The organism is Rhodanobacter sp. C03, from assembly GCF_002001175.1.
Taxonomy (GTDB): Bacteria; Pseudomonadota; Gammaproteobacteria; order Xanthomonadales; family Rhodanobacteraceae; genus Rhodanobacter.
Genome location: NZ_MUNT01000010.1, coordinates 155,385 through 176,974 on the forward strand (window position 1 = coordinate 155,385; position 21,590 = coordinate 176,974).

Sequence of the window (21,590 nt, forward strand, 5' to 3'; positions counted from 1 at the left end):
GATGAAGCCGGTGAATGTCAGTGCTTGCTCAGCACGGCAAAGCTTGCTGGCCAGCGTGCATACGTCGCGTCGACGTCGGCCACGCGTACCAGTTGCAGCAGCAGATCGGCCTGATCCTCGCGCAGCAGGAATTCGATCTTGACCGGCAGGTCGTCGGACAGCTCGAAGAACTGTTCCTCGTGCAGCACACCGTGCCGACCGAAGCCGGCGATAGCACGGAATACCGAGCCGCCGCCGAGGCCGTGTTCCTTGGCCTTTTCCAGCAGCCATTCGGACAGCAGCATGCCGTCATGCTTCGCGCGCAGATGGCAATAGAAGGTCAGATGCACGCCCTGTTGCACGGTTTCCTGATTCATGGGCGACTCCGGATCAATGACGCAGCAGGCTGCGGGTGAGGGTGATGCCGAGTACGGTCATCGCCAGCGAACCGACCAGATGTGCCGCCACATGGCCGCTGAACCACAGATATTGCTGACGCAGCAGCAAAGTGGTGGATTCGGCCGAGAACGTGGAGAACGTGGTCAGGCCGCCGAGGAAGCCGGTGAACACGAACAGCCGCAACTCCGGCGACAGGGTCTGGAAATGATCGAACAACCCCATCACGCAGCCCATCAGCAGGCCGCCGCCGAGGTTGGCTGCCAGCGTGCCCAGCGGCAGGGTGGGGAACAATGGGTTGAGCAGGATGCCCAGGCCCCAGCGCAGCCAGCACCCAAGGGCGCCGCCGATACCCACCGCTACAAATCCGTTCAAGCCCACGTGCGCGCCTCCTGACGTTGAAAGTGTCCGGTTGCCACGGGGCAGGCACGCCTGCGCCGCCGGAAGCCGGTGGTGCAGGCATCATCAACCTCAACGCCGGGCGAGAGGTGGTTTGTTCCGGGATGCCGAAAGCTTCCGCGAAACGGGAGGCATGCCATCTCCCGAGTGGTCATCCTAGTCGATCCGGGCACCTGCTCGTCAAGCCAAGGTGGATCGCATTGGCGGCTCTATACTGCCAAACCCCGTCGATGTGCCCATCTTCCGCATGAACCCAGCTCCTCGCACCGTACAACGCACCCTGCCCTGGTTGCTGGCGGCGCTGTCGATGATCGGACCGTTCTCGATCGACGCGGTATTCCCGTCGTTTCCGCTGATCGGCGCTCGCTTTGCAGTTGACGACACCGCGCTACAGCAGCTGCTCAGTGTGTACCTGGTCACCTATGCGGCGATGAGCCTGTTCCATGGAGCGATCTCCGATGCGATCGGGCGCAAGCCGGTCATGGTCACCGGCATGCTGGTATATGCACTCGCTTCGGTGGGTGCTGCGATGTCGACCTCGTTCGCGATGCTGCTGGCCTGCCGCGGTCTGCAGGGCGTGTGTGCTGGCGCGGGCCTGGTGGTGGGGCGTGCGGTGATCCGCGACACGCTCGAGGGCGCTGCCGCGCAGCGACTGATGTCGCAGGTGATGATGATTTTCGGGGTGGCGCCGGTGATCGCGCCGATGGTCGGCGCGTTGCTGCTGCCGCTGGGTGGCTGGCACGGCATCTTCTGGGTGCTGGCCGGATTCACCACACTGCTAGCGCTGGCGCTCGCTCTGCTGCTGACAGAAAGCCATCCGCCGGCACGGCGTACGTCGTTTGCGCCGCGGCCGCTGCTGGCCAGCTATCTTTCGTTCGGCCGTGATCGCCCGTTCTGGCCGTTGCTGATTTCCAGCTCGGTCAACTTTGCCGGCCTGTTCCTGTACATCGCCTCGGCGCCGCGCATCGTGCGCGAGCTGCTGCATCTGCCGGCATCCGGTTTCCCGTGGCTGTTCCTGCCGGTGGTGATCGGCCTGATCGGTGGCGCGTGGCTGTCCGGGCGGATGGCCGAGCGGCGCAGCGCAGGCTTCACGGTGAACCTGGGTTATGCTGTGATGTTGCTGGCCTGTGCGCTGCATCTGTTGCTGGCGCTGGTATTCCCGGCGCCGCGGCTGCCGTGGTCGATGCTGCCGCTGATCCTGCACGGCGTCGGCGTGCAGCTGGCTTTCCCCACCTTGACGCTGTTGCTGCTGGATCGTTTTCCGCACCAGCGCGGCGGCATTTCCTCGGTTCAGGCATTCGCCAGTCTGCTGTTGTGCAGCTTCGTAGCCGGCGTGCTGTCGCCACTGCTGTCGGTCAGCATGCTGCAACTTGCGCTGGGTGCGTCGACGCTGACCGTGATCGGCACGCTGGCATGGTGGTGGTACAGCGTTGTCGCTGCACGCGCGCTGCAGCGTGTGCGGACAGGCGCCGATACGGTCACGGCGCTGCAAGCTGAAATCGCCGAGCCACGCTGAGGCGGTTTGGCGAGGCACATGGCAATCGCAGGACTTACGAAGGTGTCGGTGGCCGGGCACCGGTGACCGGTGTCGGTGCGGCCACGTTTTCGAACGACATCAGCACCACCGCGCGCGCCAGTGCCTGCGCCAGCGAAGGCGACCGGTAGCTGGCATCCGTCATCCAGCGCTGCCATACGGAATCGTCCACCTTTTCGTTGATGCCATTGCCCAGCGTGCGGTCGAACGGCGGCTTGAATTCCTTGTACAGGCCATACATGAACTCCGCGTAGGAGTTGCGCGGCATGCCGGCATTGGCGTCGATTTCCGGGACGAGGATTTCATCGCAGGCGAGACCTGCGGCGATCGCCTTCTGCTGCAGCCATGCCAGTGGCAGCTCAGGCAGCGGATCCGGTTTGCGCCCCGCACCATCGCGGTCGTTGCCGCCACCGACATCGGCATGCGCACCGATGAACCAGCGTTGCTCGATATCGATCTGCTCGATCTTTTTCGTGGTCAGGGTCTCGCCGGGTTTCACGCTGTATGGGTTGCGCGTCCAAACAGCCGGCGCAAAGTCGGCGCGATGTTCGTCCAGCGCCAGCGCCTGATACGCGTATTTGACGATCTTGCTGAGCTCGGTGTCGTGGAACTGATAGCGCGAGCGGGCGTACGGGAACCACGAGGCGGTATCCGGGATGCCGAGCGAGCCGACCGTATCCCAGACGCCGATGAAATGGATGTCGATTTCGACGGAGTGATGTGTACGGAAATCCACCGCCGCAGGATCATCGGGCTGGATCGTGGTGTCGCGGTAGAAGTCGTACGCAACGGAAATGGCGCTCTTGGCAATCCTGCCATCGGCGCTCGTCTTGAGCAGGCCGCACTTGCGGATCAGCCCGGCGAGACTGCGTGCGGTATAGGCTCCGCGGCTGAATCCGAACAGATAGACATCGTCGCCCGACTGCCATGTTTCGCACAATCGGCGGTAGCCCCTCAGCACATTGCCCGACAGGCCATAGCCGAACGCACCACCGAGCAGGTGTACCCAACCCGACGCCACGCCGACCCCGGGGATGTAGTTGACGAGTTGCTCGACGCCGGCAGCATCACGCGTCGCGATCAACCGACGCAGGTGCTCCACGTTGGTGTTCGACTCCGGCTTGTTCCAGGTGCCGTCGAACAACAGCACAAGCCTGCGGGTGGCCATGGTGCCCTCCAGCGCGATGCGTCCCGATTGCCTGATGAAACTCTAGGCCGAGGCGCTGCGCCAGGCCAGTGTCGCGCCGGTGGGTGCTGTGACCTGGTTGGCAGGCTGCGCAGGCAACGCAAGCGGCGTAGTCTGCGGGTTTCCCTATCGGCCGTGGGCTAATGACAGATGACAAGCAGACGCAGATCAAGCGGTGCGGACATTCGGGAACATGCGTGATCGCCTGACGGTTCTGTTGCTGTCAAAGAGTGCGGATGCGCAGCGGTCGTTGGCACATGGCTGACCAGCGCGCCACGCTCGATCGTGCGTTCTATCGGCGCGATCCGTGCGAGGTCGCTGTGGCTTTGCTGAACAAGATCCTGGTCAATGCGGACGGTCGCAGCGGGCGTATTGTGGAGACCGAGGCGTACAACGGGGCACTGGATCCCGCTGCACATTCCTGGCGTGGCCGGACGGCGCGCAATGCGACGATGTTCGGTGGTCCGGGCCTGCTCTACGTGTATTTCACTTATGGCATGCACTGGTGCTGCAACCCGGTATGCGGTGAAGCCGGTGAGGGTGTTGCGGTGCTGTTGCGGGCGCTGGCACCACTCAGCGGCCTCGATGCGATGCGCGCTGCGCGACCGGCCTGTCGCAGCGACCGCGACCTGTGCCGCGGCCCCGCGCGGTTGTGTCAGGCGATGGGCATCGACGGTGCGCAGGACGGTATTGACCTGGTCGAGAGCGCCGCCGGTTTCAACATCATCGACGACGGCACGCCGCCACCTGCCGTCCCCGTGGTGACGACGCGCGTGGGTATCACGCGTGCGATCGACCAGCCTTGGCGCTGGTATGTGCCGGGCGATCAGCACGTATCGCGTCGCTGAACGGGGGCGTGCTGTTCCCGCCACGGCAACATGAAGTTGACGGCGGCTTGATCGCACAGGGCGCACGGTGGAGCCATGCATGATCCATGCAACGGAGCCTTCTGCCATGCCATACAAAGCCATCAGCGATCTGCCCGATAGCGTGCGTGATCATGTGCCGAAACATGCTCAGGAAATCTACAAAAAGGCGTTCAACAGCGCGTGGGACGAATACGGCGACAAGAGCGAGCGGCGCGGCAGCGAATCGCGCGAGGAAGTCGCGCACAAGGTGGCATGGTCGGCAGTAAAGAAGAAATACAGCAAGGGCGACGATGGTGACTGGCACGCCAGGTAAAAGTGCGAAGCGCTACTGCCTGCTGCGACGGCTCAGATAAGGCCGCGTGCCTTCAGAAACTCCCTTGCCTCGTTCGCATCCTGCTCGAACCAGGCGCGGGCCGAACCGAGCCGGAACGAGTAGCCCCACGCATCCATGTCGGCCATCAGTCGCTCGCGTCCTACGCCGGGCAGTTCGTCGGCGAGCACGATCTGCAGGTAGCAGGTGGCATCCTCTTCCTCGATCGAGTCGGTCGCATCGGTATGGACGTCTGGACGTCTTTCCAGCGGCAATACGATCAGGTGGCAGGCCTCGTGCAGAAGCGAATGCACCGGCGTGTCATCGCGGGCGTGGACGGTATTGCCAATGATGCCGGCCTCCTCGTCACCCCAGTAGCTGCCGGGGATCGGCTCGCCATGCGCCACTCGCCGCAGTTGCAGGTCGTAGCGGGCGAGCAAGGCAGCGGGCGCGTCAAAACCGATCTGCCCCAGGCGCATCACGCTGCTGGCGGGATCGATGGGTTCAGGGCGGTTGACGGTTTCGGGATGCATGCGCGTGCGCGGACAGCGCAGATCGAGGGGCGGGCGATGATGCCGGGCGATGCGTGATCGCCCGGCGGACTGGCTGGCGGCAACGGCCGCCGGAACTCAGGCGGTCTTGGCGGCAGCCTTGCCGTCCGGCAGCGTCACCGAGAGTTCCAGGATCTCGTGACCACTGTCGCGTTCGAAATTGATGTTGATCGCATCGAGATCGACGTGGATGTATTTCTTGATCACTTCGAGCAGCTCATTACGCATCATCGGCAGGTAGTCCGGCGCACCGCGGGTGGAGCGTTCCTGCGCCACGATGATGCGCAGGCGTTCCCGGGCCACGTTGGCGGTCGCTTCCGGCTTGCGTTTCAGGAAATCAAGAATACCCATCGTGATCAACCTCCGAACACGCGCTGGAGAAAGCCCTTCTTGGGCACGTCGATAAAGCGCAACGGGCGCTCTTCGCCGAGGATGCGGGCCACGGTGTCGCTGTAGGCCTGACCGGCATGTGAATTGGCATCGACGATCACCGGGATGCCGTTGTTGGAGGCGGTCAGCACGTTTTCCGATTCGGGGATCACGCCGACCACCTCGATGCCGAGGATTTCCTCGACGTCCTTGACGCTGAGCATTTCGCCGATGGCGACACGGGCTGGGTTGTAGCGGGTCAGCAGCAGGTGCTGGGTGACCGGGCCTTCGCCGCGCTCGGCACGCCGCGTCTTGCTGGCGAGCAGGCCGAGGATGCGATCGGAATCGCGCACCGAGGACACTTCCGGATTGACCACCACGACCGCGTGGTCGGCGAAATACATCGCCAGGTGGGCACCTTTCTCGATGCCGGCCGGCGAATCGCACACGACGTAATCGAAACCGTCCTCGGATAGCCCGTCGAGCACTTTCTCGACGCCTTCCTGGGTCAGTGCGTCCTTGTCGCGGGTCTGGCTGGCGGCCAGCACGTACAGGTTGTCGTGGCGCTTGTCCTTGATCAGCGACTGTTTCAGCGTGGCTTCGCCGTGCACGACATTGACGAAGTCGTACACCACGCGGCGCTCGCAGCCCATGATCAGATCGAGATTGCGCAGGCCGACATCGAAATCGATCACGGCGACTTTCTTGCCGGCCATCGCCAGGCCGGTGGCGAGCGAGGCGCTGGTCGTCGTCTTGCCGACGCCGCCCTTGCCTGAAGTGACAACGATAATCTCAGCAGTCAATGGCCCATCTCCGCATGATTGTTCTTGTTGTAGGTGATCACAGCTTGGCGATCAGCAGTTTTTCGCCTTCGAGCCAGCATTGCACGGACTGGCCTTCGAGGTCGTCAGGAATTTGTTCGAACACGCGATAATGACCGGCGATCGCCACCAGTTCGGCGCGGAAGTCGGAGACGAAGATGCGCGCCTTCTCGTCGCCCTGCGCGCCGGCCATGGCACGACCACGCAGGCTGCCGTAGATATGGATGTTGCCGTCGGCAATCACCTCGGCACCGTTGGCGATCGCGCCGGTGACGATCAGGTCGCGCTCGCGCGCATAGACCTGCTGCCCCGAGCGCACCGAGCTGGCGTGGTGCTGGGCGCCCTGCAAGCTGCCGGGTGCCGGCGCGGACAGGATCGGCTCGCGTTGCACCGCTGGAGCGGCCGGTTCGGCTTGTCTGGCTGGTTCGTCGGCGACCGGGTTGCCGCCGACCGGTTCATAGGCAGCGCGGAATTTCGCGATCAGCGGCAGCCCCATCCGTTTGGCCAGCGCCTCGGTTTCGCTGGTGCCATAGGCCAGGCCCACCGGCAGCATGCCGGCGCTGCGCACGGCTTCGAGCAACGCGTCGACGGCGCCGTCATCGGGCAGGTCGAGCAGATGGCTCAGGTCCAGCACCACCGCAGCACGGGAAAACATCTGCGGCGCGGCGCGCACACGGCGTTCCAGTTCGTCGCACAGCGCAGCGGCATCAACCCGGCGTACACGCACGCAGGCAATACCAACCTGACCGAAGCGCAGGTCACAGGCGTCGGTTGTATCCATCTTTGCATTCATGGGCGCCGCTCTCCGGCGAGGCGGCGCGGGGTGGAGTCATGCAGGTAAGGGTGTTCGCGTTCGGCCAGCCAGGGCACATCCGGCAGGCCGCCGTGTTCGAGCCAGGTATCGCGGACATAGGCGTAGCTGGGCAGATCGCGGGCGAGCAAGCTGACCTGCGGGCCAGTTTCGCCCATGCGTTGCTGGCCGACTTCCTGGAAGCCATAGGTGCCGTGGAACAGCACCACCACGTCGTCGCGCGGCTCCAGGAACACTTCGCAGGTGAGCAGCGGCACACGCACTTCGGCGTAGCTGTGCACATCGCAATAAAAGACCCGACCCAGACCATGACGGCGGTAAGTGTTCGCAATCACGATGCGGTCGATGTAGAGGAATTGCGGGTAACGCCCGGCGAACCAGCGGTAGTTCGGGCTGGTGTATTCGCCGCCTTCACGTAGCGCGATCACAAAGCCGGCCAGGTGACCGTCGATTTCGGCAACGCGGAAATATTCAGCGTGCTCGTAGAAATAGCGCAACTGGGTAGCGTCAAGGGCGAGGATGGAGCGACCGGCAGCGTTGTTGAGCGCCAGTACGGCATCCAGGTCGTGCTCGCGCACGTCGCGGATGGCAAGGGCCATTCGTTGCTCCGCAATGAAATGGATAGAGGAACCAAGGTCGACGGATCGGCCTCGCAGATAGGGCCATTATGGCATGCGGCCGTTGCCGACACATCTCGCAAGGACACATCAAGGGCACATGTAAAGGCTTTGTAAAGCGGCCGGCAGTCCGGTTGGCGCCATGGCCGTGCATGACTTCTCGCGCATTGCGCGAAAACTGCGCACCCTCAATGATGCGCGGCATGCGCTGGCCATTCTTCAATCACATCCGACTGCTCCGCCTGACGGGTTTTTTCGCCTATCTGTGTTCAGGCACCCCATTGATCACCACCTGGGCGGTGGAACGCCTCGACCAGTTGCATCGACCAAACTTCGCGCTGCTGTTGTGGACCTTGTCCTACTTGCTATTCGGCGTGCTGTACCTGCTGCTGACCAGCAATCTCGGTTCCAAGCGTTATCTCGGCACCCGTCTGATTGGCTTGGCGCTGATGACGGCGTGTTCGTTGGCTGTGGGTTGGTACAGCCACAGCGGTCTCTCGGCGATCCTGATGGTGGTGTCGTCGGTCGTGCTGCCCTGGCTGGTGCCGTTCTGGCTCAGCGTGGCGTGGCTCGTGCTCTGGAATCTGGCCTTGGCCGCGGTATTTGCTACCTTTCCCGAACTGAACTACAGCATCCTGCTGGCGTTGATGCAGGCCAGCATTTATATGGGTTTCGCCGCGATGGGCTTCGTCGCCTCGCTGGTGGCCAGCCAGCAGGTCGAGGAGCGCGAGGTGCAACGTCGGCTGAATTCCGAACTGCGCGCGACCCGCGCATTGCTGGCCGAATCCAGCCGGATCGCCGAGCGCATGCGCATTGCACGCGATCTGCACGATCTGATTGGTCATCACTTGACCGCGCTGAGCCTGAACCTGGAGGTGGCCAGCCATCTCACCAACGAGGCGGCCGGTGCGCATGTGCGCAAGGCGCAGAGCACCGCCAAACTGCTGCTGGCCGACGTGCGCGAAGTGGTCAGCGAGCTGCGCCAGGATGACGCAATCGATCTGACCCAAGCCTTGCGCAGCCTCACCGAGGGCGTCCCCGGGCTGAATGTGCACGTGATCATGCCGCCGCGTTTCAGTGTGGAGGATCCACGGCGCGCGCAAGTACTGCTGCGCTGCGCACAGGAGATCATCACCAATACCGCCAGGCATGCCGGCGCGCGCAATCTATGGCTGAATTTTGCCTATGCCGGAGAAAGCCTGCTGGGCCTGCATGCGCGCGACGATGGCCGTGGCGCCGAGCAGGTCGAGCCGGGCAATGGCCTGTCCGGCATGCGCGAACGGCTGGCCGAGTTCGGCGGCAGCCTGACGCTGGACACCGGCATGAGCCAGGGGTTTGCGCTGACGGTACGGTTGCCGCTGGGTGAGCACACGGCGCTGGCGCACGCGACGTCACGGTTTGAACCGCCGGCGTTGAATGTGTCGTAATGTTGGTGGTTCGCACGGCGTGCCAGAATGCGCCTTTGCTGGTCGGCCGTTTTGCGGGCCAGCCTGAATCACGTTACTCCGAGGATGCGCGATGATCTCCGTTTGTCTCGTCGACGACCAGAATCTGGTGCGCCAGGGCGTTCGTTCGCTGCTGGATCTGGCCGAAGACATCCGCGTGATCGCCGAATGCGCCGATGGCGCACAGGCGGTGCAGGACATTCCGCGGATCAAGCCCGATGTGGTGTTGCTGGACCTGCGCATGCCGAACATGAGCGGGCTGGAAGTGCTGCAGGCGCTGTCTGCGCGCAATGAACTGCCGCCGACGATCATCCTCACCACGTTCGACGACGATCAGCTGGTCTTGCAGGGTCTCAAGGCCGGTGCGCGGGGCTATCTGCTGAAGGACGTCTCGCTGGAGCAGCTGGTGGAAGCCGTACGTACGGTTGCCGCTGGCGGCTCGCTGGTGGCGCCGATGGTCACCCAGCGCCTGATGGCGGGGGTGTCGCGGATGCAGAACCATTTCACCAGCCTCGAGCAGCCCGATCCGCTGACCGAGCGTGAAACCGAGATCCTGCGCCTGCTCTCCGGCGGTTACAGCAACAAGGAAATCGCCAACTCGTTGAAGGTGGCCGAAGGCACCGTGAAAAACCACGTTTCCAACATCCTTTCCAAGCTGGGTGTGCGCGACCGTACCCGTGCCGTGCTGAAGGCGCTGGAGATGGGGATCGTCTGAAGCAGGTTGGGCAGCAGCAAGCTTCGTTTTTGCTGCGTTGCGATGAAATCGGCAGCCGGCGCCGTTGACGCGCGCCATCTGCGGACCCCGTTTTTGGCCTTCCAGATGCGCCTGCAGCGGCGGATAGCGTTCCAGCCCGCGAGCAAGTAACATCCCTAGCTTCGGCGTTTGCCGACCCCCTGTCATCGCCTCGGAACGACTGTTCGGGCAGGCGCATATGGCGATTGGGGCGACATCTTTAGGTATGGCGTAGAGACGCTCGGAGAACTCTGGAATGATGCGTGTCCTTGAATTTCTTGTTGCCCTGGTCATCGTCGCGGTGATCGGTGTCGTGGCGGCCGTGATCATGCCCGGCAGTGGCCATGTGGAACGCCAGCTGGTGATCGGCAAGGATATGCGCCAGGTCTATGACGTACTCGACAACTTCCGTCGGCTGCCGGACTACTCCGTGCTGCGCAATTACGATCGCAATGTGCAGTTCAGCTTTTCCGGCAAGTCCTTCGGCCCGGGCGCCGAAGTCAGCTGGACCAGCACCGATGCCAAGGTGGGCAACGGTGGCCTGACCATCGCCAGCGCCACGCCGGATTTCGACAAGATCGACAGCAATACCAAGAATGCCAGCATCGTCTGGAACCTGGACAACGACTGGCGCGGCCTGGACAAGCATTTCACGCTGGACCTGGAGCGTCAGGGCAGCCGTGGTCAGCTGACCCAAGTCACCTGGTCGTATGACGTGGCCTATGGCTGGAATCTGGTCAACCGGTTCTCCAGCATGTACATCCATGGCGACCCCGACTCGTTCGTCCAGTTCAGCCTGAACAACCTGCAGAACGTGCTGGCCGGCGTGGCCAACGTCGACTACAGCCAGTTGATTCCGTATATCGCGCAGACTCAGCCGACGCCGATGCTGCTGGTGTCCGTCTCGACCCAGCGCAAGGACGGCCAGGACGCCGTCGAGGACGAGGTCACCAAGGCCACGGCCGAGCTGCAGGCGGCAGCCAAGAAACTGGGCGTGAACGTGACCGGCACAGCGGTTCTGTTCATCACCAACTACGGTGACCAGACCTTCGGCTTCGACGTGGGCTTGCCGATCGACTCCAGCACGCTGACCGTCAACGGCCAGAGCGTGCAGCTGACCGCGGCGACCGCGCCGGCGCTGGACGCATCCGGCGCTCCGGCCGATGCCAGCAGCGCGGCCGGTGCCGCCAGCAGCGCGCCGCTCGCGGCAGGCAGCCGCGATCGTTTCGGCCGCCTGGTGGTGGACAACGATGTGCGTGGCACGCTGGCGTTCGGCGGTGCGGTGCTGAAGGGCGTGTGGAACGGTACGTTCGCCGGTGTGCCACAGACCCGCGAGATGCTCAAGGCCTATGCGCAGACCCACGGCTACACCTTCGACGAGGTGGTCAGCCCGGTCTATGACATCGTGGTCACGCCGGCGCAGAAGGACGCCAGCGGTAGCATCACCCGCTATGCCAAGTACAACGTGCTCCTGCCGATCACCAGCGCGCCGGCGCAGACGCCGGAGCAGGAGGCGGGTATCCAGCCGCCGTCGCCGGACACCGATGCACCAGCCAGCCCCAGCACGGCACCGGCTCCCGCCAGCACGGCGGCAGCACCGGCCGCGGCCGCCAGCGCCGCCCACTAAGCTGAAGCCTGGTGGCAACATCGAAAGGCCCTTCCATCAAGGAAGGGCCTTTTCTTTGTCGGCAGCGGCCACAGCCGAACTTCCAGGATGTCTTGCGGTACATTGCCGGACGCCCCGTGCCATCGCCGGCCGGATCTGCCGGCGCTCGATGATGCGTTTCGCCACAGCTCTCCACTGGACATGATCGAAACCGACCAGCTCACCCGATGCTATGGCAACCTGACCGCGGTGGATGCGCTGAGCATGCGCGTCGAGCCTGGCCAGGTGCTTGGCCTGCTGGGCCCCAACGGCGCCGGTAAATCCACCGCGATGCGCATGATCGCCGGGTTCCTGGTGCCCACCTCGGGCACGGCGCGGGTCTGCGGTTACGACGTCATGCGCGAACCGCTGCTGGCGAAGCGTGCGCTGGGCTATCTGCCGGAAGGTGCGCCGAGCTACGGCGAGCTGACCGTGCGCGAATTCCTGCAGTTCATCGTGCGCATGCGCGGGCTCAAGCCGGATGTCGGCTACCGGCGCTTCGACGAGGTGGTGCACCGGCTGCAGCTGGAGGAAGTACTGGGACTGTGCATCGACACCTTGTCGAAAGGTCTGCGCCGGCGCGTCGGGCTGGCCCAGGCGATCCTGCACGATCCGCCGGTGCTGATGCTGGACGAGCCCACCGACGGTCTCGATCCGAACCAGAAGCACGCGGTGCGCCAGTTGATCGACATGATGGCGCGCGAGCGCACGATCCTGATTTCCACCCATCTGCTGGAAGAAGTGCATGCGCTATGCAACCGGGTGGTGATCATCGCCCGCGGCAAGCTGCAGGCCGACGCCACTCCGGCTGAGCTGGAGCAGCGTTCGCGCTACCACGGCGCGGTGTCGTTCAGTGCGCCGGGCAGTGGCATGTCGCAGGAAATGCTGGGTCGCCTGCCGCAGGTGGCGGCGATCGAGGTCGATCCGCTGGACGGCCGCATCACGGTGTTCCCGAAACCGGGCGAGCGCATCCTCGATGCGGTCGAGCAACTGCTGCGCCAACAGGGACTGGAGGTGTCGGAGATCCAGCTGGAGCGTGGCCGGCTCGACGAGGTATTCCGGCAGATCACCACCCATGCCGACGTCCAGCGCAGCATGGCCACAGGGGAAAGCGCATGAGTCCGCAGGGTGCGGTGATGCGGCGCGAATTGCGCAGCTATTTCGTGACCCCGGTGGCCTATGTGTTTCTGGTGATCTTTCTGGTGCTGGCCGGCATCCTCACGTTCTATGCGGGTGATTTCTACGAGCGCGGGCAGGCCGACCTGCAACCGTTCTTCGTGATGCATCCATGGCTGTACCTGATCCTGGTGCCGGCGCTCACCATGCGGATGTGGGCGGAGGAGACCAAGGGCGGCACGCTGGAGTTGCTGCTGACCCTGCCGGTGACGCTGTGGCAGGCGATGCTGGGCAAGTTCCTGGCGGCATGGCTGTTCATCGGGCTGGCGCTGGTGCTGACCTTTCCGATCTGGATTACCGTCAATTATCTGGGTTCACCGGACAACGGCGTGATCCTGGCTGGCTATCTCGGCAGCTGGTTGATGGCTGGCACCTTCATCGCGATCGGCGCCTGCCTGTCGGCGCTGACCCGCAGCCAGGTGGTGGCGTTCATCCTGACCGCGCTGGTGTGCGTGCTGCTGCTCCTGGCCGGGCAGCCGCAGGTGCTGGATTTCTTCTCCGGCGCGCTGCCGCGCAAGCTGATCAATGGCGTGGCACACCTGTCCATGCTGCGACATTTCGAGGCGATCTCGCGCGGCGTGCTGGACGTGCGCGATCTGCTGTATTTCCTGCTCAGCACGATCGGCTGGCTGCTCGCCGGCGTGCTGCTGCTCGACCTGAAACGGACGCGCTGACCCATGCTCCGTCTACGCCTTTCCCCTGTGCTTACCACTCCGCTGAAGCTGACCCGGCGTAGTGCGCTGTATGCCGCACTGCTGTTGTTGGTACTGGTGTTCGTGCCGCTGATCGTGGCCAGCAGCCGCTGGTTGCATGCATCGCGGGTCGACCTCACCACCGACCGGCTGTACACGCTGACGCCCGGCACGTTGCAGATCGTCGGGACGCTGCAGCGGCAGCTGCGACTGACTCTGTATTTTTCCGAGCATGCGACCCGCGACCTGCCGCAACTGCGCAGTTACGAGCAGCGCGTGCGCGAGATGCTGCAGGAGATGGTGGCGCGCTCACATGGACGCATCCGCTTGCAGGTCATCGACCCGGTGCCGTATTCCGATGACGAAGCGAGCGCCCAAGGTAGCGGCCTGACCGCCGCCAATGGCGGCAGCAACGGCGAACGGGTGTTCTTCGGACTGGCCGGCGGGGCCATGGCGGTCACGGCCGATACCGACGCGGCAGAGGATCGTGCGCCGGAGAAGACGCTGGCGATTCCATTCTTCGACCCGGCGCGCGAGGCGTTTCTCGAATTCGACATCGCCAAACTGTTGTACGAACTGAACCAGACCAGCAGGCCGCCGATCGGCGTGATCAGTTCGCTGCCGGTCGCGGGCAATCCGGCGCTCGATCAGCCAGCGTGGACAGCCGTGCAGCAGCTCGATCAGCTGTTCGACGTGAAGCTGCTGGACGCGGCCACGCTGAAGCACGTCGACGACAGTATCAAGGTGCTGCTGCTGATCCATCCCAAGCAGCTGCCGCCCGATGCGCAGTATGCGATCGACCAGTACGTGCTGCATGGTGGCCATCTGGCGGTATTCGTCGATCCGGATGCGGAGCTCGACACCACACAGTACAGCGCCGACAGTGCGACCTTTCCCGACCACAGCTCGAACCTGCCGCGCTTGTTCGCCGCATGGGGTGTGTTGTATGACCCGGGCAAGGTGGTGCTGGACCGCTCCCGCGCGTTGCAGATCGAACTGGCCGGCAGCAGCCTCAATCATCCGGCGATGCTCGGTCTCGGTGCGCAGGAGCTCAATCGCGACGATGCGATCACCGCCAGCCTGCAGCGCATCAATGTGTCCAGCATCGGCCACTTCGATCTGGCTCCGGATGCGCATACGCGACTGCTTCCGCTGCTGCAGAGCAGCGCCGAGGCCGAGGTGGTACCGGTTCAGCGGGTGCTGGACGCGAGCAACGATCCTGCCGCACTGCTGCAGGGCTACCAGCCGGACAACGCCCACTATGTGCTGGCGGCGCGCTTGCGCGGCACGCTCAACAGCGCGTTTCCGGAGCGTGCCGGTCAGCCCGGATTCCTGGCCCATTCCGCGCCAAATGCCGAAGTGATCCTGGTCGCCGATACCGATCTGCTCAGCGACCGGCTGTGGGTGGAGCCGCAGACCATGCTCGGCCAGACGATGATGCAGGCGTTTGCCAACAACGGCGATTTCGTCACCAACCTGGTCGACAACCTCAGCGGCTCCTCGGCGCTGCTGTCGATACGCGGCCGTTCCACCTCGCAGCGCCCGTTCACCCGGGTGGATGCGCTGCGCAACGTGGCGGACCAGAAATTCCTGCAGAAGGAACACGAGCTGGAGCTGGAACTGGCCGAGACCCGACGCCGACTCGACGAGCTGCAGTCGTCCAGGGGCAATCACGGCAGCACCGTCACCGCCGAGCAGCGCCAGGAAATCGAACAGTTCCGTCAGCGCCAGCTGGCGATCAACAAGGAGCTGCGCGACGTGCAGCACCAGCTCAACGCCGAGATCGACGCGCTTGGCCTGCGCGTGAAGGTCATCAACATCGTGCTGGTGCCGGCACTGGTGGTGTTGCTCGGCCTGCTCTACGGCTGGCGGCGCAGCCGGCACAGCCGTCAGCGCACGCAGTGATGGCTGGCGCGTTACACGCCGAGCGGCAATCTGCCGCAACGCAGGCGGCGTGCGCGGCACTATGCTGACCGGTCGCAGAAGGATTTCGGATTGAATCGTGGCGCTGGTGCACTGACGTGATGGCAACCCTGTTGAAATGGGTGGTGCCGTGGGAGTTCTCGTGGGTGTTTCTCGCGATCTTCCTGTCGACCTGCGTGCTGTACCTGCGCGGCAGTCGCCGCCTGTCGGTGAGCTTCGGCCGCCAGCTGGCGTTCTGGATCGGCATGGCGATCATCTACCTGTCGCTGCAGACCTATCTGGACTACTACGCCGAGCATGAGTTCTTCATGCACCGCATCCAGCAGGTGCTGCTACATCACCTGACTCCGCTGCTGATCGTGGCCACCTATCCGGCTACGGTATTGCGCGCGGGCCTGCCGCTGGCGTGGCGTGTGCGCGTGCTGCGGCCACTGCAGCGCTCATGGCCGTGGCGACTGCTCAGCGCGGTGATCCTGAACCCGTTGGTGGCGACGCTGCTGTTCGTGGTGTTCGTGCTGATCTGGCTGATCCCGTCACTGCAGACGCTGGCGATGCTGGACTGGCGGATCTATCGCTTCATGAACTGGACGATGCTGATCAGCGGGTTCGCCTACTGGTCGCTGGTGCTCGATCACCGGCCGCATCCGCCGGGACGGATGACCGCCGGCCTGCGCGTGCTGTCGCCGGCAGTCACCATGACGCCGCAGATCCTTGCCGGCGCCATCGTCACGTTTTCCAAGACGGATCTCTATCCGATCTTCGAGATCTGCGGTCGCGCGTTCACCTTCAACGTGCTGACCGGGCAGCTGATCGGCGGCGTGATCACCTGGGTGCCGGCGGCCCTGATCGAGTCGATCGGCGGGCTGCTGGCGCTACGCCAGTGGTTGCGGCTGTCGCGCAATGGACGCTTGCCGCGTCGCCCATTGCGTCAACCGACGGTGCGCTCGTCCGCGACGACCACCCCGTCTGTGGAATGAAGTAAAGCTTGCGTGCTTTCAGTGATTCTCGTCCACGGCATTGGCCGGACGGGCGATGAAATCAGTGGCCAAGGTGCTGCCATCGGTGAACTCGAGCGTCAGCTTGACCGTGTCGCCCGGCTTCACCAGTGCGGATGCCTTCATCAGCATCAGGTGATAACCGGCCGGTGCCAGCAGCGCCGTGCCGTGGGCCGGCACTGGCAGCGCATCGACCATCGTCATCCGACTCATGCCGCCTTCGCTGGAACTGTGATGCAGCATCACCTCGGCGTATACCGTGCTGCTGGCACCGCTCAACGCGACTGGCTGGTCGCCGTCGTTCTGCAGCGTGACGTAGGCGCCGGCCGGCAGGTCGCCGGGCAGTACGCGGATCCAGGCGTGACTGGCGTGCACATGATCGGCGGCCGTGGCGTGGACGCCGCCGGCCAGCAACAGGCCGGCGAGCAGGAACGACAAGCGGCACGGCTTCATGGCGTGGCTCCGCTGCTGAGCAGCAGGTGCAGGTCGTGGACGATGTCATCCTGCGCGGCGGACGGGGTGGCCAGCACGCGTGCGTGGCCATCGCGGTCGAACAGATAGATCGCCGAGCTGTGGCTGACTTCGTAGCTGCCATCGGTGTTGCCCGGCTCGCGGGTGAACGCGGAGCGGTAGCGCTTGCTCAACGCCTCGATCGCGTGCGCATCGCCGGTGAGGCCGACCGCACGCGGGTCGAACGCATTGACGTAGGCATGCATCACCGCCGGCGTGTCGCGGCTCGGGTCGACGCTGACGAACAGGATGCGTGCGCCATCGGCCAGCGGCCCCAGTCGCTGCATCACCACGTGCAGGTGCGCCAGGGTCAACGGACAGACGTCCGGGCAATGGGTATAACCGAAATACAGCAGCACCACCTTGCCGCGATAGTCGGCGCCGGTGACCGCCTTGCCATGATCGTCGGTGAGCTTGAAATCCAGATCCGGCATGTGACCGGTAACATTGGTCAAGCGCAGCGGCAGCGGCTCGCTACGCTGGCAACCGCCCAGCAGCAGGCCGATGGCGAGCAGCAGCAAGAGCAGGGCGACACGCGGTAGATGGCGGGGCTTCATGCGAGAATCCGGAGTCTTCAACCGATCAAGCATACGACAGCGGCTGCGGTACCGGGCTCGGCTGCCAGAGAATTCACGCATGCTGCGACAACCTGTCAGTACCCGCGCCGGCTTGCTGATCGGAGTTGCCGGCGCCAGCGCGGTGTTGCTGGGTGCGTTTGGCGTGCACGCCCTGCGTGGTGTACTCGACGAGCACCACAGTGAGCTGTGGCGTACCGCGGTGAACTATCACGTCTGGCACGCACTGGCGCTGACCCTCGCCGTGGGGCTGGGGCGTGGCCGCAGCGGGCGTGTCGCGGTGACGGCCTTCGCGTTCGGCATCGTGCTGTTCAGCGGCAGCCTGTATGCGCTGGCGCTCGGCGCACCCCGCTGGACCGGCATCATCACCCCGTTCGGCGGCGTGGCCTTCATCAGCGGCTGGATCGCGCTGGGCCTGTCGTTGCGCACGCGCGAAGATTGAAGCCGGTACCTACGTCATTCGCCTGTCATGCCGCCGCATCAAGATGCGGGCATGAACCTCGCCACGATCCTGCGCACCCATCCATGGTTGCTCGCCACTGGCATGTTGGCGGGGTTGCTGCTGATCGTGCTGAACGGCTTCGGTCTGGTGCGGCCGCCGCCGGGTTCCGGTTCATTGATGCGCTGGCATGACGCCAATCACGACTGGCTGCTGGTCGCCGATGATCAGGCCAACCAGCTGACCGTCTACGACGCCACCGATGGGCGACCGCTGCAACGACTCGGTCCGAGCGCAGTGGGCGACGTCGCGGTACTGGCGCAGCGCGATGGCCGCCTGTTTGTGATCGACGATGACGGTACGCGGAATGAGCTCAAGTTGCCGCAACTGCAGACCGTCGCCGCCAACGTTCATTGAGATATCGCGGTCAGAGGCTCGTCGGTGTCATGGCGTCGCTGATTGCTGCGGCTTGATGTAGAAACCGCCGATCCTGCCGTCGGAATCACAGGACACCCGCGCATTGATCAGACGCTGGCCGTAGTGCAGTGGGGTGATCACCAGGGTGCGGCCGTCCCTCTGGCTGAGCTGGGGCTGTTCGCGCGCACCACGTGCGCCGAACTGTTGCGATAGGGCCGGCCATATCCTGGCTAGTCGATCGGCACCGAGGTCGGCTTTCATAGTGTCATCGAAGTCGGCAGCGGCACCGGCGTAGTCGCCCTTGTCCAGATGGTCGAGCAATCGGGTGGAGGTGGCCTGGCAGTCGGTGCCGGCGGCGTGTGTCACGCCGACAGTGAGGCCGAGTGCGAGGCAGGCAGCATAGGCAAGTTTCATCATGGTGCTTTTCCTTGGAGGAAGCTGCTCAGCGCGGGCGCTTGAAGTACAGCACGGTCGGTTGTCCCGGGCCGACGCAGAGGGCATTGACCAGTTCCCAGCCAAGCGCGCCCTCGCGGTTGAGTTCAGCGATGGCCTCGTCGTCGGTTGGCGTCACGATGAACTTGAGGCCACCGCCGCCGTGCTTCAGCGTCACGACCTTGTATTCCCATGTGGCAGTCATCGCATGCTCCCTGGATACCTTCAGTGGTTGTCGTCATCGGCCGACGGTGCGGCCTTGTCGGGTTTCAATCGGCCGTTCTTGCGCAGTGCCTCGCGCAGCACGTACTCGATCTGTGCGTTGACGCTGCGCAGCTCGTCGTCGGACCAGCGCTGCATCGCATCGAGTACGGCAGCGCTGATGCGCAGTGGGTAGGCTTTTTTCTCGGCGGCCATGCGTGCTCAGTGCTGCCGGCGATGCCGGGCGGCACTGGCGATGACGGCAATCGCGGTGATGATGAGAACGGTGGTCATGCGGTGCTCCTCAGCCGCTGTACAAGGTGCCGGTGTTCACCACCGGCTGGGTGCCGCGCTCGCCGCACAACACCACCAGCAGGTTGCTGACCATCGCCGCCTTGCGCTCTTCGTCGAGCTGTACCACGCCACGCTTGCTGAGTTGGTCCAGCGCCATCTCGACCATGCTCACGGCGCCTTCGACGATCCGGGTGCGCGCCGCGATGATGGCGCCGGCCTGCTGTCGCTGCAGCATCGCCTGGGCGATTTCCTGGGCGTAGGCGAGATGGCTGATGCGCGCTTCGACCACTTGTACGCCGGCCTTGCCGAGACGGGTCTGGATCTCGTCGCGCAGATGCGTATTGATCACGTCGCCGTGGCTGCGCAGCGACGGGATGCTGTCATCATGCGAATCGTACGGATAGCTCTGCGCCATCTGCCGTAGCGCCGATTCGCTCTGGATGTGCACATAGTTCTCGTAGTCGTCCACGCAGAACACCGCCTCGGCGGTATCCACCACCTGCCATACCACCACGGCGGCGATCTCGATCGGGTTGCCGTCGCTGTCGTTGACCTTCAGCTTGCTGCTCTCGAAGTTGCGCACACGCAGCGACAGGCGCTGCTTGGTATAGAACGGATTGGTCCAGCGCAGGCCCGCATCACGCACGGTGCCGGCGTACTTGCCGAACAGCTGCAGCACCTGGCCCTCATTCGGAGCGACCTGGAAGAAGCCCTTGAGCATGAAGGCCTCGATGAACATCGAGGCGACGGCGCCAATCACATGTCCTGCGGGCGCACCCGAGTCGGCCGTGAACAGCAGCGCGACGCCAATGCCGGCCAGCACGACGCATAGACCGATGACGGGGATGCCTGCGACGGAAAAGCCATTGCGTTCGTTCATGGTGTTGTCTCCACTGAGATAGACAAAGTAGATATCAAATAGATATCAGATACAAGTACCGATCTGGAACTGCCTGGCAGGCAACGGACAACCTGGCTTGGGCGGCCTGATCGGCATCAGGGCCGCATACAATGCCGCTTTGCCTGCGCCGGAGAACCCGATGAAGCCGTTTGGTACGCCACATTCCAATCACGCCCTGCGTGTCCTGCTGCTCGGTGCCGGCGAGCTGGGCAAGGAGGTGGCGATCGAACTGCAGCGTTACGCGGTCGAGGTGATCGCGGTGGATCGCTACGCCAACGCGCCGGCGATGCAGATCGCCCACCGCAGCCACGTGATCGACATGCTTGATGGCCAGGCGTTGCGTGCGGTGATCGAACTAGAAAAGCCCGACCTGGTGGTGCCCGAGATCGAGGCGATCCACACACCGACCCTGATCGAGCTGGAGAAGGAAGGACAGCGGGTGATCCCGACTGCCCGCGCGGCGTGGCTGACGATGGACCGCGAAGGCATCCGTCGACTCGCCGCGGAGGAACTGAAACTGCCGACCTCGCCGTACCGCTTCTGCGATAGCGAAGCGCAGTATCGCGAAGCGGCGGCCGCAATCGGTTATCCGTTCGTGATCAAGCCGGTGATGAGTTCATCCGGCAAGGGTCAAAGCGTGGTGCGTGGCGCAGATGAATTACAGCATGCGTGGGATTACGCGCAGTCTGGCGGCCGTGCCGGCAAGGGCCGAGTGATCGTCGAAGGCTTCGTCGATTTCGATTACGAGATCACCATGCTCACCGTGCGACATACGAATGGCGTCAGCTTCTGCGCGCCGATCGGTCATCGTCAGGAAGAGGGCGATTACCGCGAATCGTGGCAACCACAACCGATGAGTGAAGTGGCGCTGGCCGAAGCGCAGCGGCAGGCCACCGCGGTGACCGGCGCGCTCGGCGGCTGGGGTGTGTTCGGCGTGGAGTTCTTCATCAAGGGCGATGCGGTGATCTTCTCCGAGGTCAGTCCGCGCCCGCACGATACCGGCCTGGTTACGCTGATCTCGCAGGAACTGTCCGAGTTCGCGCTGCATGCGCGTGCGATCCTCGGCCTGCCGATTCCAGTGATCCATCAATACGGTCCGTCGGCCTCATGCGCGGTGCTGGTCGAAGGTGATGGCGCCGCACCACGCTACCACGGTGTCGGCGCGGCGCTGACCGAGCCGGATACGCAGCTGCGCATCTTCGGCAAACCGACCGTTAGTGGTCGCCGGCGCATGGCGGTGACGCTGGCGCGCGCCGAGTCGCTGGAGGCGGCGGTGGGCAAGGCGGTGCGTGCGGCGGGGCATTTGCGTATCGAGTTGTAAGCGTGGGTGATGCGCTACGCTTGATCGATACGGCAGCAGATTGAAAGAA

At 64.1% G+C, this 21,590-nt stretch carries 27 protein-coding genes and 1 riboswitch; of the genes, 13 read left to right on the forward strand and 14 right to left on the reverse strand.

Annotation, left to right across the window (positions count from 1 at the left end; genetic code table 11):
* Positions 1 to 17 precede the first annotated feature (17 nt).
* Positions 18 to 356: a DUF190 domain-containing protein gene (locus B0E48_RS14315; protein WP_077518824.1), complete on the reverse strand. Its 339-nt coding sequence runs from the start codon at positions 354 to 356 to the stop codon at positions 18 to 20.
* Positions 357 to 369: 13 nt separating this feature from the next.
* On the reverse strand, positions 370 to 756 hold the full coding sequence (crcB, locus tag B0E48_RS14320) for a fluoride efflux transporter CrcB (RefSeq protein WP_077518825.1): 387 nt from the start codon (positions 754 to 756) through the stop codon (positions 370 to 372).
* A gap of 68 nt (positions 757 to 824) precedes the next feature.
* Positions 825 to 927, reverse strand: a riboswitch (Fluoride riboswitch).
* A gap of 94 nt (positions 928 to 1,021) precedes the next feature.
* On the opposite strand from crcB, the gene B0E48_RS14325 reads away from it, so the two are divergent.
* On the forward strand, positions 1,022 to 2,290 hold the full coding sequence (locus tag B0E48_RS14325) for a multidrug effflux MFS transporter (protein WP_077518826.1): 1,269 nt from the start codon (positions 1,022 to 1,024) through the stop codon (positions 2,288 to 2,290).
* A 34-nt stretch (positions 2,291 to 2,324) separates the two neighbouring features.
* On the opposite strand, the gene B0E48_RS14330 is transcribed toward B0E48_RS14325, so the two are convergent.
* The gene (locus B0E48_RS14330) at positions 2,325 to 3,476 is read right to left on the reverse strand and encodes a DUF2235 domain-containing protein (protein ID WP_077518827.1); all 1,152 of its coding nucleotides are present in this window, start codon (positions 3,474 to 3,476) and stop codon (positions 2,325 to 2,327) included.
* A 254-nt stretch (positions 3,477 to 3,730) separates the two neighbouring features.
* On the opposite strand from B0E48_RS14330, the gene B0E48_RS14335 reads away from it, so the two are divergent.
* Both B0E48_RS14335 and chaB read left to right on the forward strand, forming a co-directional pair.
* Positions 3,731 to 4,342: a DNA-3-methyladenine glycosylase gene (locus tag B0E48_RS14335; RefSeq protein WP_174566745.1), complete on the forward strand. Its 612-nt coding sequence runs from the start codon at positions 3,731 to 3,733 to the stop codon at positions 4,340 to 4,342.
* A 106-nt stretch (positions 4,343 to 4,448) separates the two neighbouring features.
* A complete protein-coding gene (gene chaB / locus B0E48_RS14340; protein WP_077518828.1) occupies positions 4,449 to 4,676 on the forward strand; it encodes a putative cation transport regulator ChaB in 228 nt (75 codons plus the stop codon).
* 32 nt (positions 4,677 to 4,708) lie between these two features.
* Here the strand turns inward: chaB and B0E48_RS14345 are convergent, their stop codons facing one another.
* The 5 genes from B0E48_RS14345 to B0E48_RS14365 form a co-directional block, all read right to left on the reverse strand.
* The gene (locus tag B0E48_RS14345) at positions 4,709 to 5,206 is read right to left on the reverse strand and encodes a hypothetical protein (RefSeq protein WP_077518829.1); all 498 of its coding nucleotides are present in this window, start codon (positions 5,204 to 5,206) and stop codon (positions 4,709 to 4,711) included.
* A 96-nt stretch (positions 5,207 to 5,302) separates the two neighbouring features.
* Positions 5,303 to 5,575 (reverse strand): cell division topological specificity factor MinE, encoded by a 273-nt coding sequence (gene minE, locus B0E48_RS14350; RefSeq protein ID WP_077518830.1) that lies wholly within the window; start codon positions 5,573 to 5,575, stop codon positions 5,303 to 5,305.
* A 5-nt stretch (positions 5,576 to 5,580) separates the two neighbouring features.
* On the reverse strand, positions 5,581 to 6,396 hold the full coding sequence (minD, locus tag B0E48_RS14355; RefSeq protein WP_072761835.1) for a septum site-determining protein MinD: 816 nt from the start codon (positions 6,394 to 6,396) through the stop codon (positions 5,581 to 5,583).
* Positions 6,397 to 6,433: 37 nt separating this feature from the next.
* Positions 6,434 to 7,207: a septum site-determining protein MinC gene (minC, locus tag B0E48_RS14360; RefSeq protein ID WP_077518831.1), complete on the reverse strand. Its 774-nt coding sequence runs from the start codon at positions 7,205 to 7,207 to the stop codon at positions 6,434 to 6,436.
* Positions 7,204 to 7,824 carry a GNAT family N-acetyltransferase gene (locus B0E48_RS14365; protein ID WP_077518832.1) on the reverse strand — a complete coding sequence of 207 codons (621 nt, stop codon included), beginning with the start codon at positions 7,822 to 7,824 and terminating at the stop codon, positions 7,204 to 7,206. The genes minC and B0E48_RS14365 overlap by 4 nt, the downstream gene beginning before the upstream one ends.
* Before the next feature lie 221 nt (positions 7,825 to 8,045).
* Between B0E48_RS14365 and B0E48_RS14370 the strand changes: the two genes are divergently transcribed.
* The 7 genes from B0E48_RS14370 to B0E48_RS14400 all read left to right on the forward strand — a co-directional run bounded on the left by B0E48_RS14370 (position 8,046) and on the right by B0E48_RS14400 (position 16,433).
* The gene (locus B0E48_RS14370) at positions 8,046 to 9,269 is read left to right on the forward strand and encodes a sensor histidine kinase (protein WP_077518901.1); all 1,224 of its coding nucleotides are present in this window, start codon (positions 8,046 to 8,048) and stop codon (positions 9,267 to 9,269) included.
* A 91-nt stretch (positions 9,270 to 9,360) separates the two neighbouring features.
* Entirely contained in the window at positions 9,361 to 10,002 is a 642-nt protein-coding gene (locus tag B0E48_RS14375) for a response regulator transcription factor (RefSeq protein WP_077518833.1), read from the forward strand.
* A gap of 274 nt (positions 10,003 to 10,276) precedes the next feature.
* Complete coding sequence (locus B0E48_RS14380) at positions 10,277 to 11,647, forward strand: polyketide cyclase (protein ID WP_077518834.1); 1,371 nt, start codon at positions 10,277 to 10,279, stop codon at positions 11,645 to 11,647.
* A 180-nt stretch (positions 11,648 to 11,827) separates the two neighbouring features.
* A complete protein-coding gene (locus B0E48_RS14385; RefSeq protein WP_077518902.1) occupies positions 11,828 to 12,784 on the forward strand; it encodes an ABC transporter ATP-binding protein in 957 nt (318 codons plus the stop codon).
* Positions 12,781 to 13,515 (forward strand): ABC transporter permease subunit, encoded by a 735-nt coding sequence (locus B0E48_RS14390; RefSeq protein ID WP_077518835.1) that lies wholly within the window; start codon positions 12,781 to 12,783, stop codon positions 13,513 to 13,515. Before B0E48_RS14385 ends, B0E48_RS14390 begins: the two co-directional genes overlap by 4 nt.
* A 3-nt stretch (positions 13,516 to 13,518) precedes the next feature.
* Entirely contained in the window at positions 13,519 to 15,438 is a 1,920-nt protein-coding gene (locus tag B0E48_RS14395) for a Gldg family protein (protein WP_077518836.1), read from the forward strand.
* Positions 15,439 to 15,554: 116 nt separating this feature from the next.
* Complete coding sequence (locus tag B0E48_RS14400; RefSeq protein WP_077518837.1) at positions 15,555 to 16,433, forward strand: cytochrome c oxidase assembly protein; 879 nt, start codon at positions 15,555 to 15,557, stop codon at positions 16,431 to 16,433.
* An 18-nt stretch (positions 16,434 to 16,451) separates the two neighbouring features.
* On the opposite strand, the gene B0E48_RS14405 is transcribed toward B0E48_RS14400, so the two are convergent.
* Both B0E48_RS14405 and B0E48_RS14410 read right to left on the reverse strand, forming a co-directional pair.
* The gene (locus B0E48_RS14405) at positions 16,452 to 16,904 is read right to left on the reverse strand and encodes a copper chaperone PCu(A)C (RefSeq protein WP_077518838.1); all 453 of its coding nucleotides are present in this window, start codon (positions 16,902 to 16,904) and stop codon (positions 16,452 to 16,454) included.
* Complete coding sequence (locus B0E48_RS14410) at positions 16,901 to 17,518, reverse strand: SCO family protein (RefSeq protein WP_077518839.1); 618 nt, start codon at positions 17,516 to 17,518, stop codon at positions 16,901 to 16,903. The genes B0E48_RS14405 and B0E48_RS14410 overlap by 4 nt, the downstream gene beginning before the upstream one ends.
* An 82-nt stretch (positions 17,519 to 17,600) precedes the next feature.
* Here B0E48_RS14410 and B0E48_RS14415 point away from each other — a divergent pair, with 82 nt between their 5' ends.
* Together B0E48_RS14415 and B0E48_RS14420 are read left to right on the forward strand one after the other, a co-directional pair.
* Positions 17,601 to 17,978, forward strand: coding sequence for a DUF423 domain-containing protein (locus B0E48_RS14415; protein ID WP_077518903.1), 378 nt, complete (start codon positions 17,601 to 17,603; stop codon positions 17,976 to 17,978).
* Between the two features lie 51 nt (positions 17,979 to 18,029).
* On the forward strand, positions 18,030 to 18,392 hold the full coding sequence (locus B0E48_RS14420; protein ID WP_077518840.1) for a hypothetical protein: 363 nt from the start codon (positions 18,030 to 18,032) through the stop codon (positions 18,390 to 18,392).
* Between the two features lie 27 nt (positions 18,393 to 18,419).
* Here the strand turns inward: B0E48_RS14420 and B0E48_RS14425 are convergent, their stop codons facing one another.
* The 4 genes from B0E48_RS14425 to B0E48_RS14440 form a co-directional block, all read right to left on the reverse strand.
* On the reverse strand, positions 18,420 to 18,809 hold the full coding sequence (locus B0E48_RS14425) for a DUF3887 domain-containing protein (RefSeq protein ID WP_168170369.1): 390 nt from the start codon (positions 18,807 to 18,809) through the stop codon (positions 18,420 to 18,422).
* A gap of 25 nt (positions 18,810 to 18,834) precedes the next feature.
* Positions 18,835 to 19,029: a DUF4177 domain-containing protein gene (locus B0E48_RS14430; protein WP_077518842.1), complete on the reverse strand. Its 195-nt coding sequence runs from the start codon at positions 19,027 to 19,029 to the stop codon at positions 18,835 to 18,837.
* A 20-nt stretch (positions 19,030 to 19,049) separates the two neighbouring features.
* Entirely contained in the window at positions 19,050 to 19,241 is a 192-nt protein-coding gene (locus B0E48_RS14435) for an Arc family DNA binding domain-containing protein (RefSeq protein WP_077518843.1), read from the reverse strand.
* 88 nt (positions 19,242 to 19,329) lie between these two features.
* Positions 19,330 to 20,199: an SPFH domain-containing protein gene (locus tag B0E48_RS14440; protein WP_077518844.1), complete on the reverse strand. Its 870-nt coding sequence runs from the start codon at positions 20,197 to 20,199 to the stop codon at positions 19,330 to 19,332.
* 160 nt (positions 20,200 to 20,359) lie between these two features.
* Between B0E48_RS14440 and purT the strand changes: the two genes are divergently transcribed.
* Entirely contained in the window at positions 20,360 to 21,541 is a 1,182-nt protein-coding gene (purT, locus tag B0E48_RS14445) for a formate-dependent phosphoribosylglycinamide formyltransferase (RefSeq protein WP_077518904.1), read from the forward strand.
* Positions 21,542 to 21,590: the final 49 nt, after the last annotated feature.

What these genes read in the sequence shown, in the direction of transcription:
- B0E48_RS14315 (WP_077518824.1), bottom strand. Translation starts at nt 356, where the DNA reads ATGAATCAGGAAACCGTGCAACAGGGCGTGCATCTGACCTTCTATTGC.
- B0E48_RS14325 (WP_077518826.1), top strand. Translation starts at nt 1,022, where the DNA reads ATGAACCCAGCTCCTCGCACCGTACAACGCACCCTGCCCTGGTTGCTG.
- B0E48_RS14330 (WP_077518827.1), bottom strand. Translation starts at nt 3,476, where the DNA reads ATGGCCACCCGCAGGCTTGTGCTGTTGTTCGACGGCACCTGGAACAAG.
- B0E48_RS14335 (WP_174566745.1), top strand. Translation starts at nt 3,731, where the DNA reads ATGCGCAGCGGTCGTTGGCACATGGCTGACCAGCGCGCCACGCTCGAT.
- chaB (WP_077518828.1), top strand. Translation starts at nt 4,449, where the DNA reads ATGCCATACAAAGCCATCAGCGATCTGCCCGATAGCGTGCGTGATCAT.
- B0E48_RS14345 (WP_077518829.1), bottom strand. Translation starts at nt 5,206, where the DNA reads ATGCATCCCGAAACCGTCAACCGCCCTGAACCCATCGATCCCGCCAGC.
- minE (WP_077518830.1), bottom strand. Translation starts at nt 5,575, where the DNA reads ATGGGTATTCTTGATTTCCTGAAACGCAAGCCGGAAGCGACCGCCAAC.
- minC (WP_077518831.1), bottom strand. Translation starts at nt 7,207, where the DNA reads ATGAATGCAAAGATGGATACAACCGACGCCTGTGACCTGCGCTTCGGT.
- B0E48_RS14365 (WP_077518832.1), bottom strand. Translation starts at nt 7,824, where the DNA reads ATGGCCCTTGCCATCCGCGACGTGCGCGAGCACGACCTGGATGCCGTA.
- B0E48_RS14370 (WP_077518901.1), top strand. Translation starts at nt 8,046, where the DNA reads ATGCGCTGGCCATTCTTCAATCACATCCGACTGCTCCGCCTGACGGGT.
- B0E48_RS14375 (WP_077518833.1), top strand. Translation starts at nt 9,361, where the DNA reads ATGATCTCCGTTTGTCTCGTCGACGACCAGAATCTGGTGCGCCAGGGC.
- B0E48_RS14380 (WP_077518834.1), top strand. Translation starts at nt 10,277, where the DNA reads ATGATGCGTGTCCTTGAATTTCTTGTTGCCCTGGTCATCGTCGCGGTG.
- B0E48_RS14385 (WP_077518902.1), top strand. Translation starts at nt 11,828, where the DNA reads ATGATCGAAACCGACCAGCTCACCCGATGCTATGGCAACCTGACCGCG.
- B0E48_RS14390 (WP_077518835.1), top strand. Translation starts at nt 12,781, where the DNA reads ATGAGTCCGCAGGGTGCGGTGATGCGGCGCGAATTGCGCAGCTATTTC.
- B0E48_RS14395 (WP_077518836.1), top strand. Translation starts at nt 13,519, where the DNA reads ATGCTCCGTCTACGCCTTTCCCCTGTGCTTACCACTCCGCTGAAGCTG.
- B0E48_RS14405 (WP_077518838.1), bottom strand. Translation starts at nt 16,904, where the DNA reads ATGAAGCCGTGCCGCTTGTCGTTCCTGCTCGCCGGCCTGTTGCTGGCC.
- B0E48_RS14410 (WP_077518839.1), bottom strand. Translation starts at nt 17,518, where the DNA reads ATGAAGCCCCGCCATCTACCGCGTGTCGCCCTGCTCTTGCTGCTGCTC.
- B0E48_RS14420 (WP_077518840.1), top strand. Translation starts at nt 18,030, where the DNA reads ATGAACCTCGCCACGATCCTGCGCACCCATCCATGGTTGCTCGCCACT.
- B0E48_RS14425 (WP_168170369.1), bottom strand. Translation starts at nt 18,809, where the DNA reads ATGATGAAACTTGCCTATGCTGCCTGCCTCGCACTCGGCCTCACTGTC.
- B0E48_RS14430 (WP_077518842.1), bottom strand. Translation starts at nt 19,029, where the DNA reads ATGACTGCCACATGGGAATACAAGGTCGTGACGCTGAAGCACGGCGGC.
- B0E48_RS14435 (WP_077518843.1), bottom strand. Translation starts at nt 19,241, where the DNA reads ATGGCCGCCGAGAAAAAAGCCTACCCACTGCGCATCAGCGCTGCCGTA.
- B0E48_RS14440 (WP_077518844.1), bottom strand. Translation starts at nt 20,199, where the DNA reads ATGAACGAACGCAATGGCTTTTCCGTCGCAGGCATCCCCGTCATCGGT.
- purT (WP_077518904.1), top strand. Translation starts at nt 20,360, where the DNA reads ATGAAGCCGTTTGGTACGCCACATTCCAATCACGCCCTGCGTGTCCTG.